The organism is Adhaeribacter sp., assembly GCF_057359045.1.
In genome coordinates this window covers 105,393-127,779 of record NZ_JBMQUD010000152.1, presented here as the reverse complement: position 1 = coordinate 127,779, position 22,387 = coordinate 105,393, and the positions used below count along the sequence as shown (strand labels likewise).

The window sequence follows — 22,387 nt, the reverse complement described above, 5'->3', positions numbered from 1 at the left end:
TAAAATGATTATGAGTTTGATATCTGTTATTGTGCCGTGTTATAATTATGGTAAATTTCTTCCAATAACTTTAAATTCTATTATCCAACAAACTTATTCTAATTGGGAGTGCCTTATTATTGACGATGGCTCTACAGATAATACCAGACAGGTAGCTAAAGAATTTGCGAGTCAAGATAAAAGGTTTATCTACATTTACCAGGAAAATAAAGGATTATCGGCCGCCAGAAACACTGGCATTATACAAAGTAAAGGGGAGTATCTTCAGTTTTTAGATGCAGACGACCTTATTGAATCTAAAAAGTTAGAAGAGCAACTTTTAGTTTTTATAGAAAATCCAACTTTTAGTATTGTATATAGTTCAGTACGATATTTTCGCAGCCAATTTCCAGATGAACGTTTATATTCGATGAACCGAATAAACAAAACCTGGATGCCCAATGTTTCGGGAAGCGGCAATAATGTACTTATGTATTTACTACAACGTAATATTATGGCTGCCAACTGCCCGTTAGTAAAAAGGCAAATTTTTAGCAAAGTAGGGTTATTTAACGAGAATTTAAGGTTCTTAGAAGATTATGAATTTTGGCTCAGGTGTGCTTTAGATAATTTATACTTTTTTTATATAAATAAGCCTGATACATTAGCATTGGTAAGAGTACATGGGCAAAGTATTACCAATAATACTTGGGAAATGCGCTATACTGAATTGATTTTGAAAAAAAGCTTAAATGCCAGGATTATTGATCCTGGATTAACTAATATTGTTGAGGAGCAAATAACTTTAGTTAATAAAACCTTAGTTAGCCTTGCCTTATTCGAATTATTTAAGGGTAACATAAATTCCTTTACAGAAAAACTTAAAGTTATTTCTGAAGAAAATTCTTTGCATGCTGCTACCCTTAAGATATTTAGAAAAAAATATCTGCCAAATCTAACATTCGGTAAAATTCTTTTTTACAGTAAAAAATTGTTATTTAATTCTAAATGAATTCTAGGGTAGCAATTATATTGGTAAACTATAATGGTTGGGAAGATACCATTGAATGTTTAGAATCTTTACTTAGGCAGCGATATCAGGCTTTTTCCATCACTATTGCAGATAATGCATCTTCAGATGGTTCAGTTCAAAGGATTTTGGATTGGGCTAACGGGTCATTGATACTACCAACACCTTCCATAGCCGAAACCTTTTTTGCAACGCCGGTACCAAAACCACTAAAAGTTAATTTATTATCAGAAAAAGACATTGTACCTAATCAGGGGCTTACCTCTGAACGCCATATAATTAATTTAATAGTTTCAGACCAAAACAGGGGTTTTGCTGGTGGTAATAACCTGGCTACCGAGTATATTTTAAATCATGAACCAGATATAAACTATATTTGGTACTTAAATAATGATACTGTTGTTCATAAAGAGGCTTTGTTGAACATGGTAAATACCTTTGAACAGCAAATTGCCAAGGGTATGAAGTTAGGAATTTTAGGGGCAAAGCTAATGCATTACCATAAACCGGAATTAATACAGGCTATTGGTGCAAAATATAATAAATGGTATGGCACCAGTAAGCATGTTGGCTGCGATGAACCAGACCAGGGACAATACGATCAAAATCCGGAAAGTACACCCCTTGATTATATAGTAGGGGCTTCTATGTTGGTTTCAAAAGATTTTCTGCAACAGGTAGGTCTAATGAACCCCGATTATTTTTTGTATTTCGAAGAACTTGACTGGGTAATTAGAGGCAAGCGTTTAGGCTATACTTTTTCTTTTTCACCGCAGAGTATAGTATATCATAAAGAAGGGAAAAGTACCGGTGGGAGTAGCAAAGAAGTTTTAAAAAGTTATTTAGCCGATTATTATAACCTTAGTAATCGTATAACCATAACAAATAAATATTTTCCTTCCTATCGTTTACCGGTTTACTTGTCTTTGGTAGGAGCCATGTTTAACCGGGTAAAGCGCGGTCAGATTTCTAGGGTGAAGATGATTATGGAAATCTTAAAAGATGCCATTTTCTCTTCAGATAGAAAATAGAATCACAAGGATGCACTTAGAAGGAAGGGAAATTATTGTTAACGCCCGGTTTTTAACCCAACCTATAACCGGAGTACAGCGGTTTGCCATTGAAATATGTTTGCGCCTACAGAGTTTAATGCCGGGCATAACCTTTGTTTCGCCAAAAAATATTTTGCAAAAAGAAATTGCCCAAAAATTGGGGGTAATTACATTCGGACGCTTTTCTAGTCATTTATGGGAACAACTGGAATTACCTGGTTATTTAAAAAAAAGAAATAAACCACTACTGTTAAACCTTTGTAATACAGCACCTATGTTTTATTCTAAAACTGTTGTTTGTATTCATGATATTGCCTTCAATGTTAACCCAAAGTGGTTTACACGTACCTTTGTTGCTTTATATAAATTCTTAATTCCGCAAATAGCACAGCGCAGTTTAAAAGTAATAACTGTAAGCAGGTTTTCTCAAAAAGAAATAAGTGCCTATACCGGCATCCATCAGGATAAAATCCAAGTAGTTTATAATGGCTTAACACAAGTGTTTTATAATACTACAGCAAGTTATATAAGTTTGCCTGCTGAAAATTATATACTAGCTGTATCTTCAGTAGATCCCCGAAAAAATTTAATTTCACTCGTTAAAGCTTTTAAAAAGGCACAGCTAAATAATTGTAAGCTAGTTATAGTAGGTTCAGAATCAAAGGTTTTCGCTAGTGTGGGTTTAAAAGCGGAAATAGAAGATTGCCCGTCCATAATTTTTACCGGATATTTGCCTGATAAAGAATTAGCGGCTCTTTATAAAAATGCATTGCTTTTTGTATATCCGTCGTTGTACGAAGGTTTTGGTATACCACCTTTAGAGGCGATGGCCAGTGGGGTTGCTACTATTGTATCAGATGTGGCATCATTACCCGAAATTTGCGGGAATGCCAGCTTATATATAAATCCGATTGATATTGAAGATATAGCAACAAAAATACAACTCTTAGCAGGAAACGAAGGTTTGCGGCAAGATTTAATTAAAAAAGGTTTTAAACAGATAAATAGATTTAATTGGGATGAATCGGCTAGGCAGGTTTACTTACTGCTCAAGCAGCATCTTTAACGCCTCATGAAGAGATTTTTAATTATAATAACTATACTGGGGCTAATCGGGACAGTAACCAATTTAGTATACATTAGTCCGATTCCTTCTTTATTCGCGGCTATTTGTTTTCCGATAATATTACTGTACCGCAACAATTTTCCAAGCGTTGTTTTCTGGTTATTTTTATTTTATGTATACGTACTTATAAGTACAACGCTTTACAACCCAGCTTCTTTTTCAAATTTTAGGTTCTACCGCTACGATGGTAATTTTATTATTTCTTATTTGCCATTGCTGGTAATGCCCTTTCTAAGTTATAACTTAAATATTGACCGGGTTTTTCGTCGATTTTTATATTTAACTACTATTATTAGCACAATAGTTTTTGTAAGCGAAGGATTGAAATTTGGTGGATACAATGGTTTATTTGTAGCAAATAATGCGGCTGGTGGTTTTTATAGCATTGTTACTTCTTTGGCTTTTATCTATTTTTTAGAACGAAAAACCTCTTTAAATTTATCTCTTTTACTTTTAAATACGCTTTTTCTATACGCAACTTACTCCCGTGGCTCAATTCTGGGGTTAGCATTAGGAGGCCTTTTTTATTATTTTTTTCATATTCGTAAAAGATACCTTATATATTTAATTATTGCGGGTGTATGCCTCTTACAAGTTTACATTTTATTTCAGACCTATCCAGATTATGTTGAATATGTAAGAGGTGGGCCAAAGATTGATTATTACCCCAACTATACCCGTTTTATATTAAAAAATTATGGAATTGTTTCGGTAAAATTTAACAATGTGCTTATACGTATGTATAATACCTGGCCTCGAGCAGTTGATTGTTTTTTTCATTCACCTTTTTTTGGAACGGGTTTTGGGTCTATTGATGATTTACCCTTTAAATTTAAGACGATAATACCTTTAATTTTATCTACAAATATCCAAAATAATAAAGTTTTCAGCGATTCGCACGCCCATCATTCTTTCTTACATTTTTTGGGCGAGTTAGGGTTGATTGGGTTATTTATTTTTTTAAAATTCTGGAAAACAGTATATAAATTTTTAGCTAATAATAATCAGAATCCGCAAATACGGGGGTTCTTGCTTGTTTCTTTTTATAATTTAACTATTATGAGTTTTACAGAGCATCGTATTACCACACCGTCTAACGCACTGCCTTTTGTACTGGCTTTATCTTTATATTACGTATATGTAAACCACCAGAAGAAACTGGAAAGCACTTCTATATTATAAATGAATTTGTTCCATTCTGTTTATCCTGATAAAACAGGTAGGTTATACCTGACTATTCTGATATTAATTTCTTTTACAATTCCACTTTCGGTTATGCTTAACAGTATTGCAGTAGGATTACTGATAATATATTGGGTAGCCACGGGTAACCTAGGCCAAAAAATTGTAAGTGTAATTAAAAATAAGTTTTTCTGGCTGTTTGCCTCTTTTTATTTAATTCAGTTGGTAGGTATTTTATATAGCACTGATCTAGCCGATGCATTAACCAAATTAGAGAAAAAAGCGGCCTTGGTACTACTGCCTTTTCTACTACTTTCTTTACCAAAATTAAGGCCTATACAATTGTATTATGTTATTTTAGCTTTTGCTTGCAGCATTTTTGGTTTACTTACCTTTGCAGTATTTAAAATCTGGCAAACGCGTGGTGCTTTGTTTAACCTGCCACACTTAACAGAAACCATTGACGACATTATTCATTTGCATCATGCTTATTCCGGACTTTATATAGTTTTTTCAATCTGCAGCCTGGTATATATTGTTAATCGCAATTGGAATTTACTTAATCTTTTTTACCGGGCTTTTACTATAATATTAATTTTAGGACTTTATATATTGCTGGTAATTTTAGGTGCCCGGATGGCCTTGTTTATTTCGTTTGTAGTGTTGGGGTTGCAAATGTTCATATTTACTATCCAAACACGTAGATTCTATACCCTAGCTTTTATCTCTTTTACTGCCATAATAGGGTTAATAGGTGTTTTTAACTTACCCGCTACCCGCAGCAAATTAAACGAAATATTATTTTACCGGGGTATTTACCACCCATTTACGCCGCGTATTATACAATGGCAGTGTTGTATAGATATTGTTCAGGAAAACAAAGCTTGGCTGCAGGGCGTAGGCACCGGTGATGTAAAACCACTATTACAAGCATGCTACCAATCTAAAAAGTTCTGGGGCGAAAGGTATAATTATAATTCTCACAATGAATATTTAGAAGAATTAATGCGGCATGGTCTGATAGGTTTATCTTTGTTGCTTCTGGCGTTAATTTATCCAATTATAATTGCTGTTAAACGAAAACATTACCTTTATCTTTATTTTTTAATCATTTTTTCTTTTGCTAGCTTCACCGAAGCAATATTAAATAGGCAAAAGGGAGTTGTTTTTTATGCGTTTTTTAATGCTTTGCTTTTTATGCCTCTAATATCCGGTAAAAAGTTAGAGGAAGATTTTCGTTCGCACATCTTTGAGGATGATAAAAAGGTTTAATTTTCATTTTATGTTTGTTGCTCCTAGCTAGTAACCACATTAATTAACACAAAGTATGAAGATTCAAAGTCCATTTAGTTCAATTTTAAACAAGATTATCCTCAAACTATTAGCGATTAATGATAACCAATCCTTTTGGGAGGGCACCTTTCGTTTATCGCTAAATAAAATGAACTTGGGAAACGGCGGGGATTTTAATGATAGTGGTGAGTTATCAGTGTTGAGATTTGTTAAAAACAAATTAAAAAATGAACATGCAATTACAATCTTTGATGTTGGAGCAAACGTAGGAAATTATGCTAAAGATTTATCGGATGTATTTGGCTCTAAAGCAAAAATATATTCATTTGAACCATCCAAGAAAACTTTTGAATTGTTTTTAGGAACTACTAAGAACCTGCATAATATTATCTCCAATAATTTAGGATTTAGTGATAAAGATAATAATCAAATGCTCTTTACCAATTCAGAAGGTTCTGGTCTTGCATCTGTTTACCAAAGAAATCTAGAGCACTTTGGTATAAAAATGGACAAAGCCGAAGAAATTAGATTGACTACTATTAATGACTATTGTTATAAGAATAAAATTGAAAGGATACATTTTTTAAAATTAGATATTGAAGGTCATGAGGTAAATGCACTTAGTGGAGCGAAGAAAATGATTGAAGGAAGCGTATTGACTTTATACAATTTGAGTTTGGGGGCAGTAATATAGATTCTAGAACGTACTTTCAAGATTTCTGCTATTTATTAAAAGATAAGTATCGAATTTATAGAATTTTAAGAGACAATATAGTTGAATTGCCTACCTATAAAGAAACTTATGAGATTTTCATAACAATTAACTATTTAGCTGTTAAAAGGTAAGTATTGCCTTGCTTATGCTAGGTATCCATAATGTATAATAATGAATTACTCAGGATTTCCTCAGAAGTAGGGTCGTCGGCACATAATAATCAATACCTCAAGAAACACTTACTACTATTCCGAAACCTTTTTCAGGGTATTGCAACAGCAATTGATAGCTTTTAAAAACTGCTTATCACGGTAAAGGGGGGACTTGATTGCTTATCTTTGTATCTATTAATAAAATAGTATTGCATGAAACTAGCCATTGTACACGATGATCTGATGCGGCGGGGTGGGGCAGAACAAGTGGCGCGTTGTTTTCACTATGCCTTTCCCGAAGCTCCTATCTTTACTTTATGCTATCAACCCGAAGATACCTATCCGGATTTTAAAACTGCAGATGTCCGTACGTCGTGGTACCAGCGTATTGTTAAAGACGAGCAGCAGATGAAAAAGTTTTTTTTCCCGTTGGGCGTAATGGCAATGAAGCAGTTGGATGTAACCCAGTATGATGTGCTGCTGCTGTCGTCGACATATTGTGCCAAGTATGTGAAAATTTCGCCCAAGGCATTGGTTATAAATTATTGCCACCAGCCGTTCCGGTTAGCGTGGTATCCGGAATCTTACGCCGAGTTTTTAAACGCTAAGGGGGTAAAGAAGCGAGTGTTGCAAGCCATAATTGCGATTCTTAAAAAAATTGACTACCACGCCGCCCAACGCACAGATTATTTTATTGCCAACACCGCTGAAACCAGCCAGCGCATTAAAGAAAAGTATGACTATACAGGTTCTATTCCGGTCATTTACCCACCTGTAGTAACCGAAAATTTTGAAGTTGCGGATAAATTAGGCGATTACTACCTGATGGTTACCCGCCTGGAATATTACAAACGTGTAGATTTGGCTATTGCGGCTTTTAACAGATTAGGTTACAAACTTATAATTGTAGGCAAAGGAAGTAAGGAGCACGCATTAAAAGGCAGGGCCGGTAACAATATAATATTTAAGAGCGGTTTATCTAAAGCCGAGTTAAAAGAACTTTACGCCGGTTGTAAAGCGCTGGTATTTCCGCAACACGAAGATTTTGGCATAACCCCCTTAGAAGCAAATGCTGCTGGCCGGCCAGTAGTTGCTTTTGGGCAAGGTGGCGTTCTGAATACCATGATTCCGTATAACGCTCATAATATGAAAAGCTGTACCGCCGTTTTCTTCCCGGAACAAAGAACCGAAAGTCTAATAGCAGCAATCCAGGTCATGGAGAGTTTGTATTTAGATTTAAATACTAATTTTATCCGGGATAACGCCTGCCGGTTTGATGAAAAAAACTTTATAGCAGCCATTAAAGATTTTGTCCAGGATAAGTACCAGGCTCTTAAAAGAAAAGAACCCATAGCCGGTATAAACCTATAATATTATTACCTGATCGGTTAATATTTATTAAATTTGCCCGATAAGTTTTAAAAATTAATGCCTGGCCAAAACGAAAAATATATAAAAGTAATTAATACCATTGGTGATTTACTTTTGTTAAACATGGCCGCTTTAGCAAGTTACCTTACTCAATTCGGTGAACTGCAAAGCTTCCTTAATTCCGAAAATATTACCTTACTCTTATACTCAAATTTTGCCTGGATTACTTCTGCCTCTATTTTAAATGCATACCATGTTAAAAGGGTTGCCCGCTTAACCAATATTTTAAATAACCTGATAAAACAGGTAGTTTTATATATACTGGTAGTAGAGGCTTCGCTCAATATTACGAATACTTTTCTCTACTCACGTAGCTTTCTCACCTACTCCTATATTTATTTAATTGTTTTTAGTGCCAGTTGGCGGGTAGGGCTAACCTATCTGTTAAAGATGCACCGCTTGCGCGGCGGCAACTATAAAAAAGTAATTATTGCGGGTTACGGCAAAGGTCCGGCGCAGTTAAAGAAATTTTTCGAAATGCACCCCGACCACGGTTACCGGTTCCTGGGATTTTTTGATGATAATCCCAAATACGTGCATAAAGTATCCGGTAAGGTAAACGATATTGAGCGGTTTGTTTTGGATAAAGAAATCGATGAAATTTACTGTTCGCCTTACGAACTTAGTGCGAGCCAGGTAACCCGGTTAATAGATTTTGCGGAAGAAAACTTAATCCGGTTAAAATTTTTGCCCGAGTCGAACCTGATGCAATCCCGTAAAATGCAAATCGATTTCTACGGCTTATTACCTATTATGGTGTTGCGGCCCATCCCGCTCGACGATTTATTAAACCAATTTATTAAAAGGGTTTTTGATATTGTTTTTTCCTCGGTAATTATTGTTTTTGTGTTGTCCTGGCTGGTTCCTGTTATCGCTATTTTAATTAAATTGGATTCACCGGGACCTGTATTTTTTATTCAAAAACGGAATGGCCGCGGTAACCAGCCCTTCGATTGTTTAAAGTTTAGAAGTATGCGGGTAAACGCCGATTCGGAAACGAAGCAGGCTACTAAAAACGACGAAAGAATTACCAAACTAGGACGGTTTTTAAGAAAAAGCAGTATAGATGAACTGCCGCAGTTTTTTAATGTACTGGTTGGCGATATGTCGGTAGTAGGCCCCCGGCCGCACCCCATTCAATTAAACGAAAACTACCGCAGTTTGATAGACCGCTACATGTCGAGGCATTTGATTAAGCCGGGGGTTACTGGTTTGGCGCAGGTAATGGGGTATCGCGGAGAAACTTCTGAGCCATACCAAATGAAAAGCCGGATTAAGATGGATATATTTTACGTAGAACACTGGTCATTTTGGTTTGATATAAAATTAATTTTCCTGACCATTTTTAAAGTGTTTAAAGGCGATAAAAATGCATATTAGCTTTTGAATTTAGAGTGAGAATTAAACAAAAAGAGAGGCTGCCCGGATGGAGCAGCCTCTCTTTTTAGTTTAAAAGCAAAGAATTACTTTTTATACAAAACGGCTTTAACAGCTTTTACGGTACGTTCTACGTTAGGCAAAGAAGCTTCAATTAAAGTAGGTGCGTATGGTAAAGGCACATCACGGCAAGTTACCCGTTTTACCGGTGCATCCAGGTAATCGAAGGCATTGTGCTGTACATTAAAAGCTATTTCGGAAGAGATGGAGGCCAATGGCCAGGCTTCTTCAACTACTACCAAACGGTTAGTTTTCTTTACCGACTCCAGAATGGTTTTGTAGTCAATCGGGCGCACGGTACGTAAGTCAATTACTTCAGCCGAAATACCTTCTTTTTGTAAGGCTTCGGCAGCCGCAATAACCACTTTCATCATTTTACCAAACGATACAAGGGTTACATCTTTGCCTGCTTGTTTAACGTCGGCAACTCCAATCGGAATTAAATATTCTTCTTCCGGCACTTCGCCTTTGTCGCCGTACATTTGTTCCGATTCCATAAAAATAACCGGATCTTCGTCGCGGATGCAGGATTTAAGCAGGCCTTTGGCATCGTACGGATTGCTGGGTACCACTACTTTTAAACCGGGGCAATTGGCGTACCAGTTCTCAAAGTTTTGGGAGTGTTGCGACGATAACATACCGGCACTTCCGGTTGGACCCCGGAAAACCATTGGTGCCCGGTACTGCCCACCCGACATAGACATAACCTTAGCCGCCGAGTTAATTACCTGATCGATAGCAACAAGCGAGAAGTTAAAGGTCATGAATTCGATAATAGGGCGCAGACCGTTCATGGCGGCACCAACACCAATACCCGCAAAACCTAACTCGGCAATTGGAGTATCAATAATGCGTTCGGCTCCAAACTCATCCAGCATTCCCTGGCTAACTTTATAGGCCCCGTTGTATTCGGCCACTTCTTCTCCCATCAAAAACACCCGCTCATCACGACGCATTTCTTCCGACATGGCTTCGCGCAGGGCTTCTCTAAATTGTATAGTTCGCATGTTTATCTTTTATCGAATAAATATTCACAGTTTTGCTCAACTGTTTTTATCTCTGTTCAAAGTTAAAATGAAAATGTAAAATATTTGCTTTTTTACCGAGAAAATGAAGATAAATTTTAAATTATTTAAGTAAAGTCGCCTAAACAGCTAGCGTTTAAGCGCCGCCTGGAAAAAACTTTTCTTGGCGTAAGGCTTGAATTCTAAATCTTCTATGGCGCGCTGCACAAAGGTTTTATCGGCCTGTACGGCGCGTTGCAGGTTGTAAGCCAGTACGTTTTCGTCTTTGGCACGGGCAGCAATAATGGCTAAGCTGTAGTAAGCCAGCGCATCATTGGGTCTTATTTTTAAAGCTTCTTCGTAAAATTTAGGTGCTTGGTCGTAGTTTTCTTTCAGCATATAGCACAGGCCTTTGTTAATATAGTTCTGGTAACTGGTGCCGGCATAATTCAGGCTGTAAAGGGCATCGTCAATCTGCCCGATTTCTATTTCCAGGGCAGCTTTATCGGCAAAAACTTTTTCCAGCATAGCTTTGGAACCACCTAGTTTTACGGCATAATCATACGCTTGCAGGGCTTCCAGGGTATTACCCCGGACATGGTGCGCGGTAGCGGCATGGTAAAAAGTAGTAGCCGTTGGGTTGCGGTGGCTGGCGTAAATTAAATTTTGCGCCGATTTCTGCAAAAGTTCACTTTTGGCTTGGGGTCTTATTTCGCGTTTGGCCATTTGGAGGTAAACTACGCCCAGGTTGTGGTACGCCTGCCATTTATCGGTGTTGCGGATGGCTGATTCGTATATTTTTCGCTTTTCGGCCAATAAAGGTGTTAAAGTTGCGGCATAACGCATTTCCTGGTCGGTAAGCGCCTGCGTTTCTATTTGGTTGTCAACTATTTTTTTAGACAATAAGTAAATTTCGTAATCTTCTTTGGGCACTGGTTTGTAGGCAATTTTTACCTCGGCAAATCGTAAAACCGGGTAAATAAAATTTTGCAGGTATTCATATGATTCCAGTTGCTGGAGTTTTTCCTCTTTATCTGAGATACTGCCACTGCCGTTTACAATGCCTTTTATTTGGGCAATATCGGCGGCAGTTAAGGCCGAGTTTTCTACTTTGCGCAGAAAGCTTTCCCAGTCGGGTTTTAAAGCAACGGTTTTAAAATTAATGTTTTTAACATCGTTTACAAAGTCGCTCACTTCGAGCTTGTTCTTGTAAAATTTTTGCAATGCTTGTGCGCGCTGAGCGGCCAGGCGGGGTTTTTGTAATTCTTCTTTTTCGGGCGATAAACCGGCAGTTATCTCAATGGTCTCGGTTTGATAATTATTAGACGAGATAAAATCATTCAGGGCTGCAACATTGGTGCCCAAATAATTGCGCAGTACCGACGAACCTTTATCAAAATAAAAGGTGAGGGTATTCTGACGCTCTTCATTGGGGTTTACTTCTTCAGCCTCGTAATTTACTTCGTGGTTACGAGCCACCAGTTTAGACGTAGTAATAATACCAGTTGTCAGTTCTTGCCAGTTAGTACGCTTTTCCTGGCGCTTATTATTTGTAATTACCCCTTGCGCCATCAGTCGACCCGGATTTTTTTCTGGGGAATAAGGGAAGGAAAATTGTCGGGTAATGGTGGGTAATTTATTTTCATAAACAAATTCACCGGGGGTAAAGGCGAGCCGGCCAACGGCATGTTCCTGGTTCTCGCCGTAGTGGTAAGCCAATTCCAGCCCGTAAACCGCTTTCTTCTGAATTAATTTTAAAGGAATCTGGGCTTTTACTTCAAACAAAACATTGTCGCCGCTTACCTCTAAAGGCTGGGGCAAAACCGTAATTTGTTGGTGTCTAGTTTGTTTAAGCAAGCGCGACAAAGAACAGCCCGGTAAAAAAATTAAGACAATAAAGGATAATAGGTAAAAATGTATTAAATTACTTTTCATATCCAGATTCAAAAATATTCGTATAGTAACAGGTAGTACGGTCCTGCTGGTGCATAAACAGAAACCTAGAAATTAATTTCAGGACCTGATTTAAAAATTGTCGTTAAACATTATTTTTGCCTGTATGGAACGCATTCAATACTTCCTGGAGTCACAAGCGTTTGGCGTCTGCGCAAAAATTGGTGAAAAACTAGGCTTTGCAACCAGCAGCATACGCTTCTCTTTTATTTATTTGTCTTTCTTAACCTTTGGCTCGCCGGTAATTGTATACCTGATGCTGGCCTTCTGGATGAATATCCGCAAAAACTTACGCCGGCAACGCAGTACGGTTTGGGACGTGTAAAGCTGCAAAAGTTTTTTTTTGCTTAATAAAATATTCCCAAACAATACTTTTTTGTAATACCAGATCCGGATTTATTAAATCGGCATTCTGTGCCAGGTGTTGCTTACTACGCCAGTATTTGCGGTTTTGCCATAAATGCCGGTGTGCCCTAAAAACTGCCGCCGCATCTTTGGGCTGACCATCGGTTAAAAATTTAAACGCCGCTACCCAATCTAATACCACCCGAATAAAAATAATTTGTTGCCGCTTTTGCGGGGCAATATTTTTATACAGCAAAGCCAGGCCGTTCCGGAAATTCAGGTAAGTTTTGTGCGGATTATTTTTTGGCAGGGTGCCCCCGCCAACGTGGTAAACTTCACTTTGGCCCTGGTACATTATTCTGTAGCCCAATAATTGCAAACGCCAGCACAAATCTATTTCTTCCATGTGGGCAAAAAAAGCTGGTTCTAAACCCTGGGCTTGTTTATAAGCCGTTGCCCTAACAACCAGGCAGGCACCGGTAGCCCAAAAAACTGGGGCTACATCGTTATATTGCCCGTAATCTTCTTCTATCGATTCAAAAACCCGCCCCCGGCAAAACGGATAGCCTAAAAAATCAATAAAGCCGCCGCCGGCTCCGGCGTATTCAAACTTGGTACGCTGGTAATACGATTTTATTTTGGGCTGACAAGCCGCAATGGTGCGGTCGGTATTCATTAAAGAAATAATGGGTACTAACCAATTGGGCGTTACTTCTACATCGGAGTTTAAGAGCACAAAATATTCGGCAGTCAAATTCTTTAGGGCGTGGTTATAACCTTCGCAAAAGCCATAATTTATTTCGTGCCGGATTAAAGTAACCTCCGGAAATTCTTTCCTTAAAAATTCGATGGAATTGTCGGTAGAAGCGTTATCGGCAACTACTACCTGGCAACCCGGCGAATACGCCAATACCTGGGGCAGAAATTGTTGTAAAAATTTTTGTCCGTTCCAGTTAAGAATTACAATAGCAACGCTAGAAAGAAAATCAGATACCAAAATTACTCATGTCTAAACCAGGAATATTGGGCAGTAAACCCTCAGTATGGCGTTTTAGCTCGTCCTGAGCTTTTTCGCCGGCTTCTGCCATTGCTTTGTTTACGGCAGCTACTATTAAATCCGAAACCATTTCTTTGTCGTCTTTATTCAGCAGGGAGTCGTCTATTTCTAAACTGATAAGCTTGCGTTGGCCGTTTACTTTGGCTTTTACCAGTCCGGCGCCCGACTCGGCGGTAACCGTAATAAATTGCAAATTGTCCTGGGCTTCCTTCATTTTAGCCTGCACTTCTTTTAGCTTGCCCATCATGCTAAACATATCAAACATAAGCTTATTCTTTAGAAAAGTAAATATTAAACAAAATTAGTTATCAATCCCTATTCGGCCAAATAAACCCGACCGGGTTTTCGGCAATAATAGGTTAACTAAGGGTTAAGTAGTAACCTTTAAGTGGGTGTGTGCTTTACCTGAACAACCCTTGTTGTTATTTATTTTAAAAACACCTCTTGCTGCCGCCTGCCGGTTATCTCACTAACGTAATTGTGCCGGTTTTGATTATTTGTTTGCCGGTAGTATCGGTAGCATTTAGAGAATAAGCGTAAACGCCCACGGGCGCTTCGCGGCCATTAATATTGCCATCCCAGCCCTGGGCCTGGTTGTTGCTCCGGAAAACTACTTTTCCCCAACGGTCATAAACCGAAAGGCTGAATTTACCAAAAACTATTCCTTTAATTTCAAAACGGTCGTTCAGGTTATCGCCGTTCGGCGAAAAAGCAGTGGGTATTCTAAAACTAGATTCTTGCCGTAGTAGCTGGGTGTTGGAATAACTTATTTCCTGGGCATTGCCAGAAGTAACTTTTATGCGGTAAATAAGTTGCTGTTGAGTATTAAGGGCCGGCGTGGTAAAGGTGTTGCCAGTAACCGGGGTGCTGCTGGCCACATTGCCGTCGGGTTCTAAGCGCTCTACAAAATATTGCCCATTGGTGCTAAAACCTATGTATTCGGTCCAGGAGAGGTTTACTAAACCATCGGGTGTTAAGGCTGCCTGTAAAAAGACGGGGCAAGTAATATTGCTGGCGGGGGAGGTGTTGCCACAATTATCGTTAAAAGATGCCTGGTAGCATACCTGGTTGTTTACCAGCCCAACGGGGGCATCGGTGTAAGTGGTTTGGTCTGTAGTAGCCAGGTTGGCAAAAGCCGCGTTGTTGGTACTTTTTTGGTAAGATATACTTTTAACCGGGCTGTTGCCCACTGGAGCAAAAGTAAGCAGTACCTGGTTAGTTGGGCTAAAAGTGCTTTGTAGAGTGCCCGGCGGCGGGGCAATATTGGTAGTAGCCATCAAACAAGTATCTGCGGAAACAGCCGTATAATTGTTTTTTAATCCGGCCCGTAGCTGATAACAATAGCGGGTGCCGCAAGCCACATCGGTATCGGTAAAAGACAGGGTACTACCCGGCAGGGTTTGGAGAAGATTTCCATTCCGGTATAGCTGATAATTCTCCAGCTGCGCATTTTCGGGGTAAGCGGGCCAATTTATATTTATCTGGATATTCCCGTTGGTGGCGGTAAAGGGTTGGCTACAAATAGCGGCTGGGAGAGTTATGTTACTACCGCAGCGATCCGTTAAACGTACCCTGAAACAAACTGAATTGGTCGTATTTATATTATTTAAGGTAAACTCCTGGGTTGCATTAGCCGGGTTCTTAATCGTATCGATTAAAGTAGCGGTGGTTCCATTCATGCGCTCCAGCACGTATAAATATTCGGGTTGCAGGTTTTTCAGGCCGAGCACCAAAGAGCCGGTCGAGGCCATTTTGGTAATCCGGATATTTTCCAGCGCCGGGGCTACCGGCGGAGGCAACGGCGAAATATCTTTTTCGGATTGACCGCTGCAAGAAGTACCCGTAAAGCTGCCGGTAACCGTTACTTTAAAAGGTCCGTTGGTGCCATAAGTATGTAAGACCGGCGTATTGCGGGTTATATTCTGGCGGGTGCCATCGTTAAAATCAACATGGTAGCTATTATATACATTGTCGGTAAGGCTAACCTTTACCTGGTTTTGGGCGCAAGAAACAACGTTAAAAGTAGGCGGCGGCGTATCTACTACTACAAATGTCCGTTCTTTCTGACTAATTTGCCCGGTATTTAAAAGTTGGGTTACTGTATATGTTCCTGGGCGGGTAAAGGTGGTAACTTTTACTGTGTCGTTAAAAGTCAGGTTATTAGTTTTATCGAAGTCGTAATATTCTTTGTCGGGTTGAGTGTTGGGTAAGCACGACCGGAACCGAACTGGTTGCCCGACGCAGAATTGCGTTACTTCCTGACCTTGCTGGTTATAAGCCTTAAAGTTATCAGGGCAGGTCGTATTCTGACCCCACAACAGGTTTTTACTTATAAAAAAAAAGACTAATAAAACTAACTTTTTCAAGTTACCGGGTTTGGCGATGTACTGCGTATAAAAGTGATGGTTTTTTCGAGTTGTTCCGAAACCATTTCTTTAGGAACGAATAAGGCGGAGTGATAATATGTGCTTAAGGTTAAATTTCCGGCTGTAATATTAAAAACCCGGCCTACTTGTGCCACCGTCCAGAAAGCCAGCGCCGTAAGTTGCTCGGTAAAATCTACCGCCTGCGAGAACAAGTGATTAATAATATTTAGATCGCCGCGGGTAAATACCACTTCAGTGGGGTTAGGGGCCACTAAATTTAACCTTTTTTGGTGCGATTGTACCAATGCCGACGCTAGTTGAAAGCCCGTAGTGGCCGGTGGTTCGGCATTGGCATACAGATTTTCCAGGGTTTCAGAAGTATAGTCAGATAAGGCACCAATTACGTGTTTTAACTCTGTTAATATAATTAATAATGCATCGCGGAGAAGACCTAAGTTTTGCTGGGCAACCGGTAAAATTATTTGTTCCTGAAAAACTGTTCTGGCTTTTGTAGCAGCCGCTTGTAGTGGCCCAATACCGGCACTAAAAGGTGCTTCGGGGGGAGTAAGCTGGCTCAATACCTCTAATAAATACGCCAACCAAGCCAGTTGCGGCTGGAGTTTAATTAAATTATTTACGGTTTCGGCGTAAGTAAAACTAGGTTGCGTGATGAATAAATTAATTTCGGCGGGTGCTAAGGCCAGCGGTTCCCAACTAAAAATATCGTTTACATCGGCGGCATTAAGTGTATAACCCTGAAAACTAACTTTGCCCTTGCCCAGTAGCGGCAAACATAATTGTGCTGCCTGGCTGGTAGGGGAGCCCTGGGTTTGTACCACCGGAAAAACCTCACGGTTATAAAACGCCAGCACCCGTTGCAGCACCGCCGGGTTTATTTCGGATTGATCCGGCTGAATAAAAGTATAAAGTTGTAATACCAACGCCAGCCGGACAACATCATCGGGCACAAACGGACCAAAACTAACCGCATGGGTAGACAGATAAGCCAGTGCCAGTTCTGCTTTCTCGGCGGGTAGAGTTGGTTCAGCATTTTTTGAAATTGCCAATTGGGGGAGCTCTAACTGGGGTTTTTCCCGCAATATAAGTTCCAGGTTGGCAATATTCAGGTTATCGGGCGTTAGTACAAAAGCCATAATTAATTTCCGGTAAGTTTGGTAATGACATCTTCGGCGGCTAAGGCTTGTTGTTCGCCGGTTTGCATATTTTTTAATTGCAATAAGCCAGTTTGCATTTCTTCGGAACCAACCAGCAACACGTAAGGTATTTTCTTTTGGTCGGCGTAAGTCATCTGCTTTTTCAGTTTGGCGGCTTCGGGATACAATTCAGTGGCAATACCGGCCTGACGGAACTGTTGCAGCAAGGGCAAAGCGTAGGTTTCGGAAGCTTTATCGAAATTAACAATTAAAAGCTGGGTAGTAGCCGTTGCTGCTTGGTTAAATAATTTGAGTTCTTCCATTACGTCGTAAATGCGGTCTACACCAAACGAAAAACCTACGCCCGACACATCGGGCAAGCCAAACATACCGGTTAAATTATCGTAGCGACCGCCGCCACTAATACTGCCCATGTTTACATTGTTTACTTTTACCTCAAAAATGCAACCGGTGTAGTAAGAGAGGCCACGGGCCAAAGTAGGATCAAATTCTAATTTGTTAAAATTATCAAATTTAAATCCTTGAAGATATCTATATACTTGGAATAGCTCAAATAATCCTAACCGGCCTGTTTCTTCTGGGTCATTGCTGTCTAATCCTTCATTTTGGAGTATATTAATTTTTTCAATATATGAACCTTGAATTGAAATTAAATCAAAAAGCCTGTCAATAGATTTTTTGCTGAAACCCTTCTCATCCAGTTCTTTTTGAACTCCTTCAATCCCAATCTTATCTAATTTATCAATGGCTATAAATAAATCAGATTCCTTTCCTTCCCCTTGAATTTCTTGATAAATTCCACTTAGAACCTTTCTATGATTAATTTTAATCGTGAAATCTGTAATGCCCAGGTTGGTTAAAACTTCATTAATCATCAGCACGATTTCGGCTTCGCAGAGCAAAGATTTAGTACCTACCACGTCGGCATCGCATTGGTAAAACTCACGGTAGCGGCCACGTTGCGGCCGGTCGGCCCGCCACACCGGCTGTATCTGGTAGCGCTTAAACGGAAAACTGATTTCATTCCGGTTCATAACCACAAAACGGGCAAACGGTACCGTTAAGTCGTAGCGTAAGGCTTTTTCCGAAATTTTGCGCAGCATACTTTTGCTGCCGTTTTGGTAATCGGCGGGGGTGGTTTTACTTAAATAATCGCCGGAGTTTAATATTTTAAATATCAGTTGGTCGCCTTCATCGCCGTATTTACCGGTTAAAACCGATAAATTTTCCATGGCCGGGGTTTCTAAAGGTTGGTAGCCAAACTTCTCAAAAGTTTTCCGGATAGTAGAAAATATATAATTTCTTTTTACCACCACCTGGGGGCCAAAATCACGGGTTCCTTTAGGAATAGAAGGTTTTTCTGCGCTCATACTAAATTAAAATTGGCCGCAAAGATAATTATTAGCCATTAGTGTTTTGTAATTAGTTTTTAGCTTTTTGTATTACAGTATTAATTTTTACATAAATCAATATCCTAATATTTGCTGTTCAGAAGTTAATAATAATACCCTTCATTCGATTACATTCAAATATAGGTTAAAAAGAAAAGCGCCAGTACAAACCAGCGCTTTCCTTAAAAATTGAATAAATACTAACTAATTACTAAAAGCTAACCGCTAATCACTAAAACACCGTATCGGCTATTTCTTTTTTCAAGAGCCAGCTCAGGCTGTAGAGATCTTTACGGCGGTCGCGGAGGTTCCGGACACTACCCGTCGAGTTCAGGTCTTTAAGTAAATCCAGGTCTAGGTCGGCAATTAATATCATCTCAGTATTGGGGGTTGCTTCGGCCACTACGGCATCGTGCGGAAAAGCAAAATCAGAAGGCGAAAATACCGCCGATTGCGAATACTGGATATCCATATTCTCTACTTTAGGCAAGTTGCCCATGCTGCCGGTTATGGCTACGTAGCACTCGTTTTCGATAGCCCGCGCCTGGGCGCACAAACGTACCCGCAGGTAAGCATTTTTGGTATCAGTCCAGTACGGTACAAACAATATTTTCATGTCCATGTCCGAGAGCATGCGGGCCAATTCGGGAAACTCTACATCGTAGCAAATTAAAATGCCAATTTTACCAATATCGGTGTCAAACACTTGCAATTTATTGCCGCCCCGCATACCCCAGTAATGGGCTTCGTCGGGGGTAACGTGCAGTTTGTATTGCTTATCCCAGGTGCCATCGCGACGGCAAAGATAACTTACATTGTGCAGTTGCTTATTGTTGTACTCGGGCATGCTGCCAGCAATAATATTAATGTTGTACGACAGCGCCATGTGCATTATTTTTTCCCGTACTTCGTCGGTGTAATCGGCCAAAGACCGGATGGCAGCCGAAGACGACGGGTCGTTGGAAAGTGCCATCAGGGGAGCGTTGAAAAACTCCGGGAACATCACAATATCGGCCTTGTAACTACTTACCGTATCAACGTAAAACTCAATTTGCTGGAGTAAGTCGTCGATGGATTTTAAGCTGCGCATCTGCCACTGCACAATACCAATCCGGACTACTTTTTTCTGACCGCCAATAATTTCTTCGCTGGGCTCGTAGTACACGTTAATCCATTCCAGCAGGGTAGCGTAGGCTTTCGATTCAATGTCGCTGGGCATATAGCCTTTCAGAATTTTCCGGACGTGGAAGTCATTACTCAACTGAAAAGTTAGAATTGGGTCGTACACTTCTTTGTTCCGCACCATTTCAATATATTTCTTCGGCGACATTTTATCGGCGTGCTCCAGGTAACCCGGAATCCGGCCGCCGGCAATAATAGCCCGCAGGTTCAGGTTTTCGCAAATTTCTTTACGCGCATCGTACAAACGCCGGCCCAAACGCAGGTTGCGGTAATCGGGGTGTACAAAAACATCTACGCCGTACAGGGTGTCGCCATCCGGGTTGTGGGTGTTAAATTCACCTTTCCCAACAATTTCGTCGTAGGTGTGTTTATCGCCGTAATCAGCATATTTTACAATTACACTCAGGGCCCCAGCCACTACTTTGCCTTTATCGGTAATACAAATCTGACCTTCCGGAAAAGCATTAAGTAAATTCTCGAATTCTTTTTTGGTCCAGGAACCGCCCAAATTAGAGTAAACCGTATCCATGATAGACTTAACCGCTTTAAAATCGGTAAGCCGCAATTGTCGGAGGGTTAATTTATGTTCAGTTTCTTTTATTTTTTCAGCCATTCTTTATCAATGGGATTTTTAACAAAATTAAAGGTTTGTTTAATGGATAACAGTACGAAGGAAAAATAAAGTTCGGTTTAATTTAATTGGCTGTGTTTAAAACCTTGATTATTTAAATAAAAATTAAGGTTTGATTTAAATTTTTTAAAAACCGGAACAAGTAAGTTTAGCCTTGGCGGCGTTCATGATTTTTGAATGGTGGGCAGGTTGACGGACCTAGGCGGTCGAGTAGTTAAGGAAAATATTAGATTGACTTGGCGTAAGAATTTTATTTGCCAGGAGATAGTTTGTAGTTTAAAACTTTATTTCAGGAACATCTTCCGGAATAATTAAACGACCGGCGGTAGCATTCTTAATTTCGTCTACGCTTACCCCCGGTGCGCGTTCCAGCAAACGGAACCCCTGCGTTGTAATATCCAAAACGGCTAAATCGGTTACAATTTTCTTTACACAATTTAAACCCGTAAGGGGCAAAGTACATGCAGGCAGAAGTTTAGATTGGCCGTCTTTAGAAGTATGTTGCATGGCTACAATAATATTCTTGGCCGAGGCGACCAGGTCCATAGCGCCACCCATGCCTTTTACCATTTTACCCGGAATTTTCCAGTTGGCAATATCGCCGCGCTCCGACACTTCCATAGCGCCCAGAATGGTCAGATCAATGTGTTCGCCCCGGATCATGGCAAAACTATCGGCCGAACTGAAAAGAGAAGAACCCGGCAACGTGGTAACGGTTTGCTTGCCGGCATTAATTAAATCGGCATCTACTTCGGCTTCGGTCGGGAAGGGGCCCATGCCCAATAAACCATTTTCTGACTGCAGTTCTACCTGCATACCCGCCGGAATATAATTGGCCACTAACGTAGGAATACCAATACCTAAATTTACGTAATAACCATCTTTTAATTCCTGGGCTATACGTTTGGCAATACCGTGTTTATCTAATGCCATGGTTTTAATGTGCTAATTTTTTAATGTGCTGATATGCTAATTGGCTAATGTGCCTTAATGGGTTATTTTCTTATTATACTGGTGTGCTAACGGGTTAATTGTTTTTACGCTTACTGGTGGTAATAATTTTGGAGAGCAGCTTTTAAATAGGCAGCAGCTTTTCTAAACGGTTAGAAATTTCCGGTTTTCCAATTAATACATTTAAGTAATTAGCACATCAGCACATTAAAAAATTAGCACATTATTGTACAGTCCGTTGTTCGATGCGTTTTTCGTAATGCTCGCCCTGAAAGATGCGCTGCACGAAAATACCGGGTGTGTGAATTTGATTGGGATCTAATGCTCCGGCTGGTACCAGTTCTTCTACTTCGGCAATGGTTATTTTACCGGCGGCGGCCATCATGGGGTTAAAATTGCGGGCAGTGCCTTTGTAAACCAGGTTGCCGGTGGTATCGCCTTTCCAGGCTTTTACCAAAGCAAAATCGGCTTTTAACCCGGTTTCGAGCAAGTACATTTTGCCGTTAAATTCGCGGGTTTCTTTGTTCTGGCCCACTTCGGTGCCGTAGCCTGCCGGCGTATAGAAAGCCGGTATGCCGGCGCCGCCCGCCCGGATGCGTTCGGCCAAAGTGCCTTGCGGTATTAAATCTACTTCCAGTTCGCCGGAGAGTAGCTGCCGTTCAAATTCGGCATTCTCGCCCACATACGAGGCTATCATTTTTTTTACCTGCCGGTTTTTCAAAAGCAAACCCAGACCAAAATCATCGACACCGGCGTTGTTAGAAATGCAGGTTAAATTTTTAATGTTTTTACGTAATAATTCCTGAATGGCATTTTCGGGAATACCGCATAAACCAAAACCGCCCAGCATGAGCGTGGCGCCGTCCGGAATATCGTGTAAGGCAGCCTGTACGTGGGGTACTACTTTATTAATCATGGGCAATAATTAAAAAAGT

The 22,387-nt window shown here is 40.0% G+C and carries 19 protein-coding genes; 9 read left to right on the top strand and 10 right to left on the bottom strand.

The genetic code is table 11. From position 1 onward, the window contains the following. Positions 1–10: 10 nt before the first annotated feature. From ACO1R6_RS23675 to ACO1R6_RS23640, 8 genes are all read left to right on the top strand, one after another. Positions 11–991 (top strand): glycosyltransferase family 2 protein, encoded by a 981-nt coding sequence (locus ACO1R6_RS23675; protein WP_486268040.1) that lies wholly within the window; start codon positions 11–13, stop codon positions 989–991. Beyond that, entirely contained in the window at positions 988–2,040 is a 1,053-nt protein-coding gene (locus tag ACO1R6_RS23670; RefSeq protein WP_486268038.1) for a glycosyltransferase family 2 protein, read from the top strand. Before ACO1R6_RS23675 ends, ACO1R6_RS23670 begins: the two co-directional genes overlap by 4 nt. A 10-nt stretch (positions 2,041–2,050) precedes the next feature. After that, entirely contained in the window at positions 2,051–3,127 is a 1,077-nt protein-coding gene (locus tag ACO1R6_RS23665) for a glycosyltransferase family 4 protein (protein WP_486268036.1), read from the top strand. A gap of 6 nt (positions 3,128–3,133) precedes the next feature. Next, the gene (locus tag ACO1R6_RS23660) at positions 3,134–4,369 is read left to right on the top strand and encodes an O-antigen ligase family protein (RefSeq protein ID WP_486268034.1); all 1,236 of its coding nucleotides are present in this window, start codon (positions 3,134–3,136) and stop codon (positions 4,367–4,369) included. Positions 4,370–4,591: 222 nt separating this feature from the next. Continuing rightward, positions 4,592–5,641, top strand: a complete 1,050-nt coding sequence (locus ACO1R6_RS23655; RefSeq protein WP_486268032.1) for an O-antigen ligase family protein — start codon at positions 4,592–4,594, stop codon at positions 5,639–5,641. Positions 5,642–5,696: 55 nt separating this feature from the next. Next, positions 5,697–6,356 (top strand): FkbM family methyltransferase, encoded by a 660-nt coding sequence (locus ACO1R6_RS23650; RefSeq protein ID WP_486268030.1) that lies wholly within the window; start codon positions 5,697–5,699, stop codon positions 6,354–6,356. 386 nt (positions 6,357–6,742) lie between these two features. Continuing rightward, positions 6,743–7,900 (top strand): glycosyltransferase, encoded by a 1,158-nt coding sequence (locus ACO1R6_RS23645; protein ID WP_486268028.1) that lies wholly within the window; start codon positions 6,743–6,745, stop codon positions 7,898–7,900. A 57-nt stretch (positions 7,901–7,957) separates the two neighbouring features. Next, the gene (locus ACO1R6_RS23640) at positions 7,958–9,340 is read left to right on the top strand and encodes an undecaprenyl-phosphate glucose phosphotransferase (RefSeq protein ID WP_486268026.1); all 1,383 of its coding nucleotides are present in this window, start codon (positions 7,958–7,960) and stop codon (positions 9,338–9,340) included. 83 nt (positions 9,341–9,423) lie between these two features. On the opposite strand, the gene ACO1R6_RS23635 is transcribed toward ACO1R6_RS23640, so the two are convergent. Both ACO1R6_RS23635 and ACO1R6_RS23630 read right to left on the bottom strand, forming a co-directional pair. Continuing rightward, positions 9,424–10,404, bottom strand: a complete 981-nt coding sequence (locus ACO1R6_RS23635; protein WP_486268024.1) for a pyruvate dehydrogenase complex E1 component subunit beta — start codon at positions 10,402–10,404, stop codon at positions 9,424–9,426. Between the two features lie 147 nt (positions 10,405–10,551). After that, positions 10,552–12,267: a hypothetical protein gene (locus tag ACO1R6_RS23630; RefSeq protein ID WP_486268022.1), complete on the bottom strand. Its 1,716-nt coding sequence runs from the start codon at positions 12,265–12,267 to the stop codon at positions 10,552–10,554. A 193-nt stretch (positions 12,268–12,460) separates the two neighbouring features. Here ACO1R6_RS23630 and ACO1R6_RS23625 point away from each other — a divergent pair, with 193 nt between their 5' ends. After that, complete coding sequence (locus ACO1R6_RS23625) at positions 12,461–12,679, top strand: PspC domain-containing protein (RefSeq protein ID WP_486268020.1); 219 nt, start codon at positions 12,461–12,463, stop codon at positions 12,677–12,679. Here ACO1R6_RS23625 and ACO1R6_RS23620 read toward each other — a convergent pair. The 8 genes from ACO1R6_RS23620 to ACO1R6_RS23585 form a co-directional block, all read right to left on the bottom strand. Then, entirely contained in the window at positions 12,644–13,696 is a 1,053-nt protein-coding gene (locus ACO1R6_RS23620) for a glycosyltransferase family 2 protein (RefSeq protein ID WP_486268018.1), read from the bottom strand. The genes ACO1R6_RS23625 and ACO1R6_RS23620 overlap by 36 nt on opposite strands. After that, a complete protein-coding gene (locus ACO1R6_RS23615) occupies positions 13,686–14,021 on the bottom strand; it encodes a YbaB/EbfC family nucleoid-associated protein (protein WP_486268017.1) in 336 nt (111 codons plus the stop codon). Before ACO1R6_RS23615 ends, ACO1R6_RS23620 begins: the two co-directional genes overlap by 11 nt. A gap of 196 nt (positions 14,022–14,217) precedes the next feature. Then, positions 14,218–16,122, bottom strand: coding sequence for a T9SS type B sorting domain-containing protein (locus ACO1R6_RS23610; protein ID WP_486268015.1), 1,905 nt, complete (start codon positions 16,120–16,122; stop codon positions 14,218–14,220). Next, positions 16,119–17,276, bottom strand: a complete 1,158-nt coding sequence (locus tag ACO1R6_RS23605; RefSeq protein ID WP_486268012.1) for an aromatic amino acid lyase — start codon at positions 17,274–17,276, stop codon at positions 16,119–16,121. Before ACO1R6_RS23605 ends, ACO1R6_RS23610 begins: the two co-directional genes overlap by 4 nt. A gap of 2 nt (positions 17,277–17,278) precedes the next feature. Then, positions 17,279–18,667 carry a histidine--tRNA ligase gene (hisS, locus tag ACO1R6_RS23600; RefSeq protein WP_486267999.1) on the bottom strand — a complete coding sequence of 463 codons (1,389 nt, stop codon included), beginning with the start codon at positions 18,665–18,667 and terminating at the stop codon, positions 17,279–17,281. Between the two features lie 253 nt (positions 18,668–18,920). Beyond that, complete coding sequence (locus tag ACO1R6_RS23595) at positions 18,921–20,483, bottom strand: GNAT family N-acetyltransferase (protein WP_486267997.1); 1,563 nt, start codon at positions 20,481–20,483, stop codon at positions 18,921–18,923. A gap of 294 nt (positions 20,484–20,777) precedes the next feature. Then, on the bottom strand, positions 20,778–21,434 hold the full coding sequence (locus ACO1R6_RS23590; RefSeq protein WP_486267995.1) for a CoA transferase subunit B: 657 nt from the start codon (positions 21,432–21,434) through the stop codon (positions 20,778–20,780). A 241-nt stretch (positions 21,435–21,675) separates the two neighbouring features. Beyond that, positions 21,676–22,368 carry a CoA transferase subunit A gene (locus tag ACO1R6_RS23585; protein ID WP_486267993.1) on the bottom strand — a complete coding sequence of 231 codons (693 nt, stop codon included), beginning with the start codon at positions 22,366–22,368 and terminating at the stop codon, positions 21,676–21,678. Positions 22,369–22,387 lie beyond the last annotated feature (19 nt).

Coding starts and splice junctions, on each gene's coding strand:
- ACO1R6_RS23675 (WP_486268040.1), top strand. CDS start 11: ATGAGTTTGATATCTGTTATTGTGCCGTGTTATAATTATGGTAAATTT.
- ACO1R6_RS23670 (WP_486268038.1), top strand. CDS start 988: ATGAATTCTAGGGTAGCAATTATATTGGTAAACTATAATGGTTGGGAA.
- ACO1R6_RS23665 (WP_486268036.1), top strand. CDS start 2,051: ATGCACTTAGAAGGAAGGGAAATTATTGTTAACGCCCGGTTTTTAACC.
- ACO1R6_RS23660 (WP_486268034.1), top strand. CDS start 3,134: ATGAAGAGATTTTTAATTATAATAACTATACTGGGGCTAATCGGGACA.
- ACO1R6_RS23650 (WP_486268030.1), top strand. CDS start 5,697: ATGAAGATTCAAAGTCCATTTAGTTCAATTTTAAACAAGATTATCCTC.
- ACO1R6_RS23645 (WP_486268028.1), top strand. CDS start 6,743: ATGAAACTAGCCATTGTACACGATGATCTGATGCGGCGGGGTGGGGCA.
- ACO1R6_RS23640 (WP_486268026.1), top strand. CDS start 7,958: ATGCCTGGCCAAAACGAAAAATATATAAAAGTAATTAATACCATTGGT.
- ACO1R6_RS23635 (WP_486268024.1), bottom strand. CDS start 10,404: ATGCGAACTATACAATTTAGAGAAGCCCTGCGCGAAGCCATGTCGGAA.
- ACO1R6_RS23625 (WP_486268020.1), top strand. CDS start 12,461: ATGGAACGCATTCAATACTTCCTGGAGTCACAAGCGTTTGGCGTCTGC.
- ACO1R6_RS23615 (WP_486268017.1), bottom strand. CDS start 14,021: ATGTTTGATATGTTTAGCATGATGGGCAAGCTAAAAGAAGTGCAGGCT.
- ACO1R6_RS23605 (WP_486268012.1), bottom strand. CDS start 17,276: ATGGCTTTTGTACTAACGCCCGATAACCTGAATATTGCCAACCTGGAA.
- hisS (WP_486267999.1), bottom strand. CDS start 18,667: ATGAGCGCAGAAAAACCTTCTATTCCTAAAGGAACCCGTGATTTTGGC.
- ACO1R6_RS23595 (WP_486267997.1), bottom strand. CDS start 20,483: ATGGCTGAAAAAATAAAAGAAACTGAACATAAATTAACCCTCCGACAA.
- ACO1R6_RS23590 (WP_486267995.1), bottom strand. CDS start 21,434: ATGGCATTAGATAAACACGGTATTGCCAAACGTATAGCCCAGGAATTA.
- ACO1R6_RS23585 (WP_486267993.1), bottom strand. CDS start 22,368: ATGATTAATAAAGTAGTACCCCACGTACAGGCTGCCTTACACGATATT.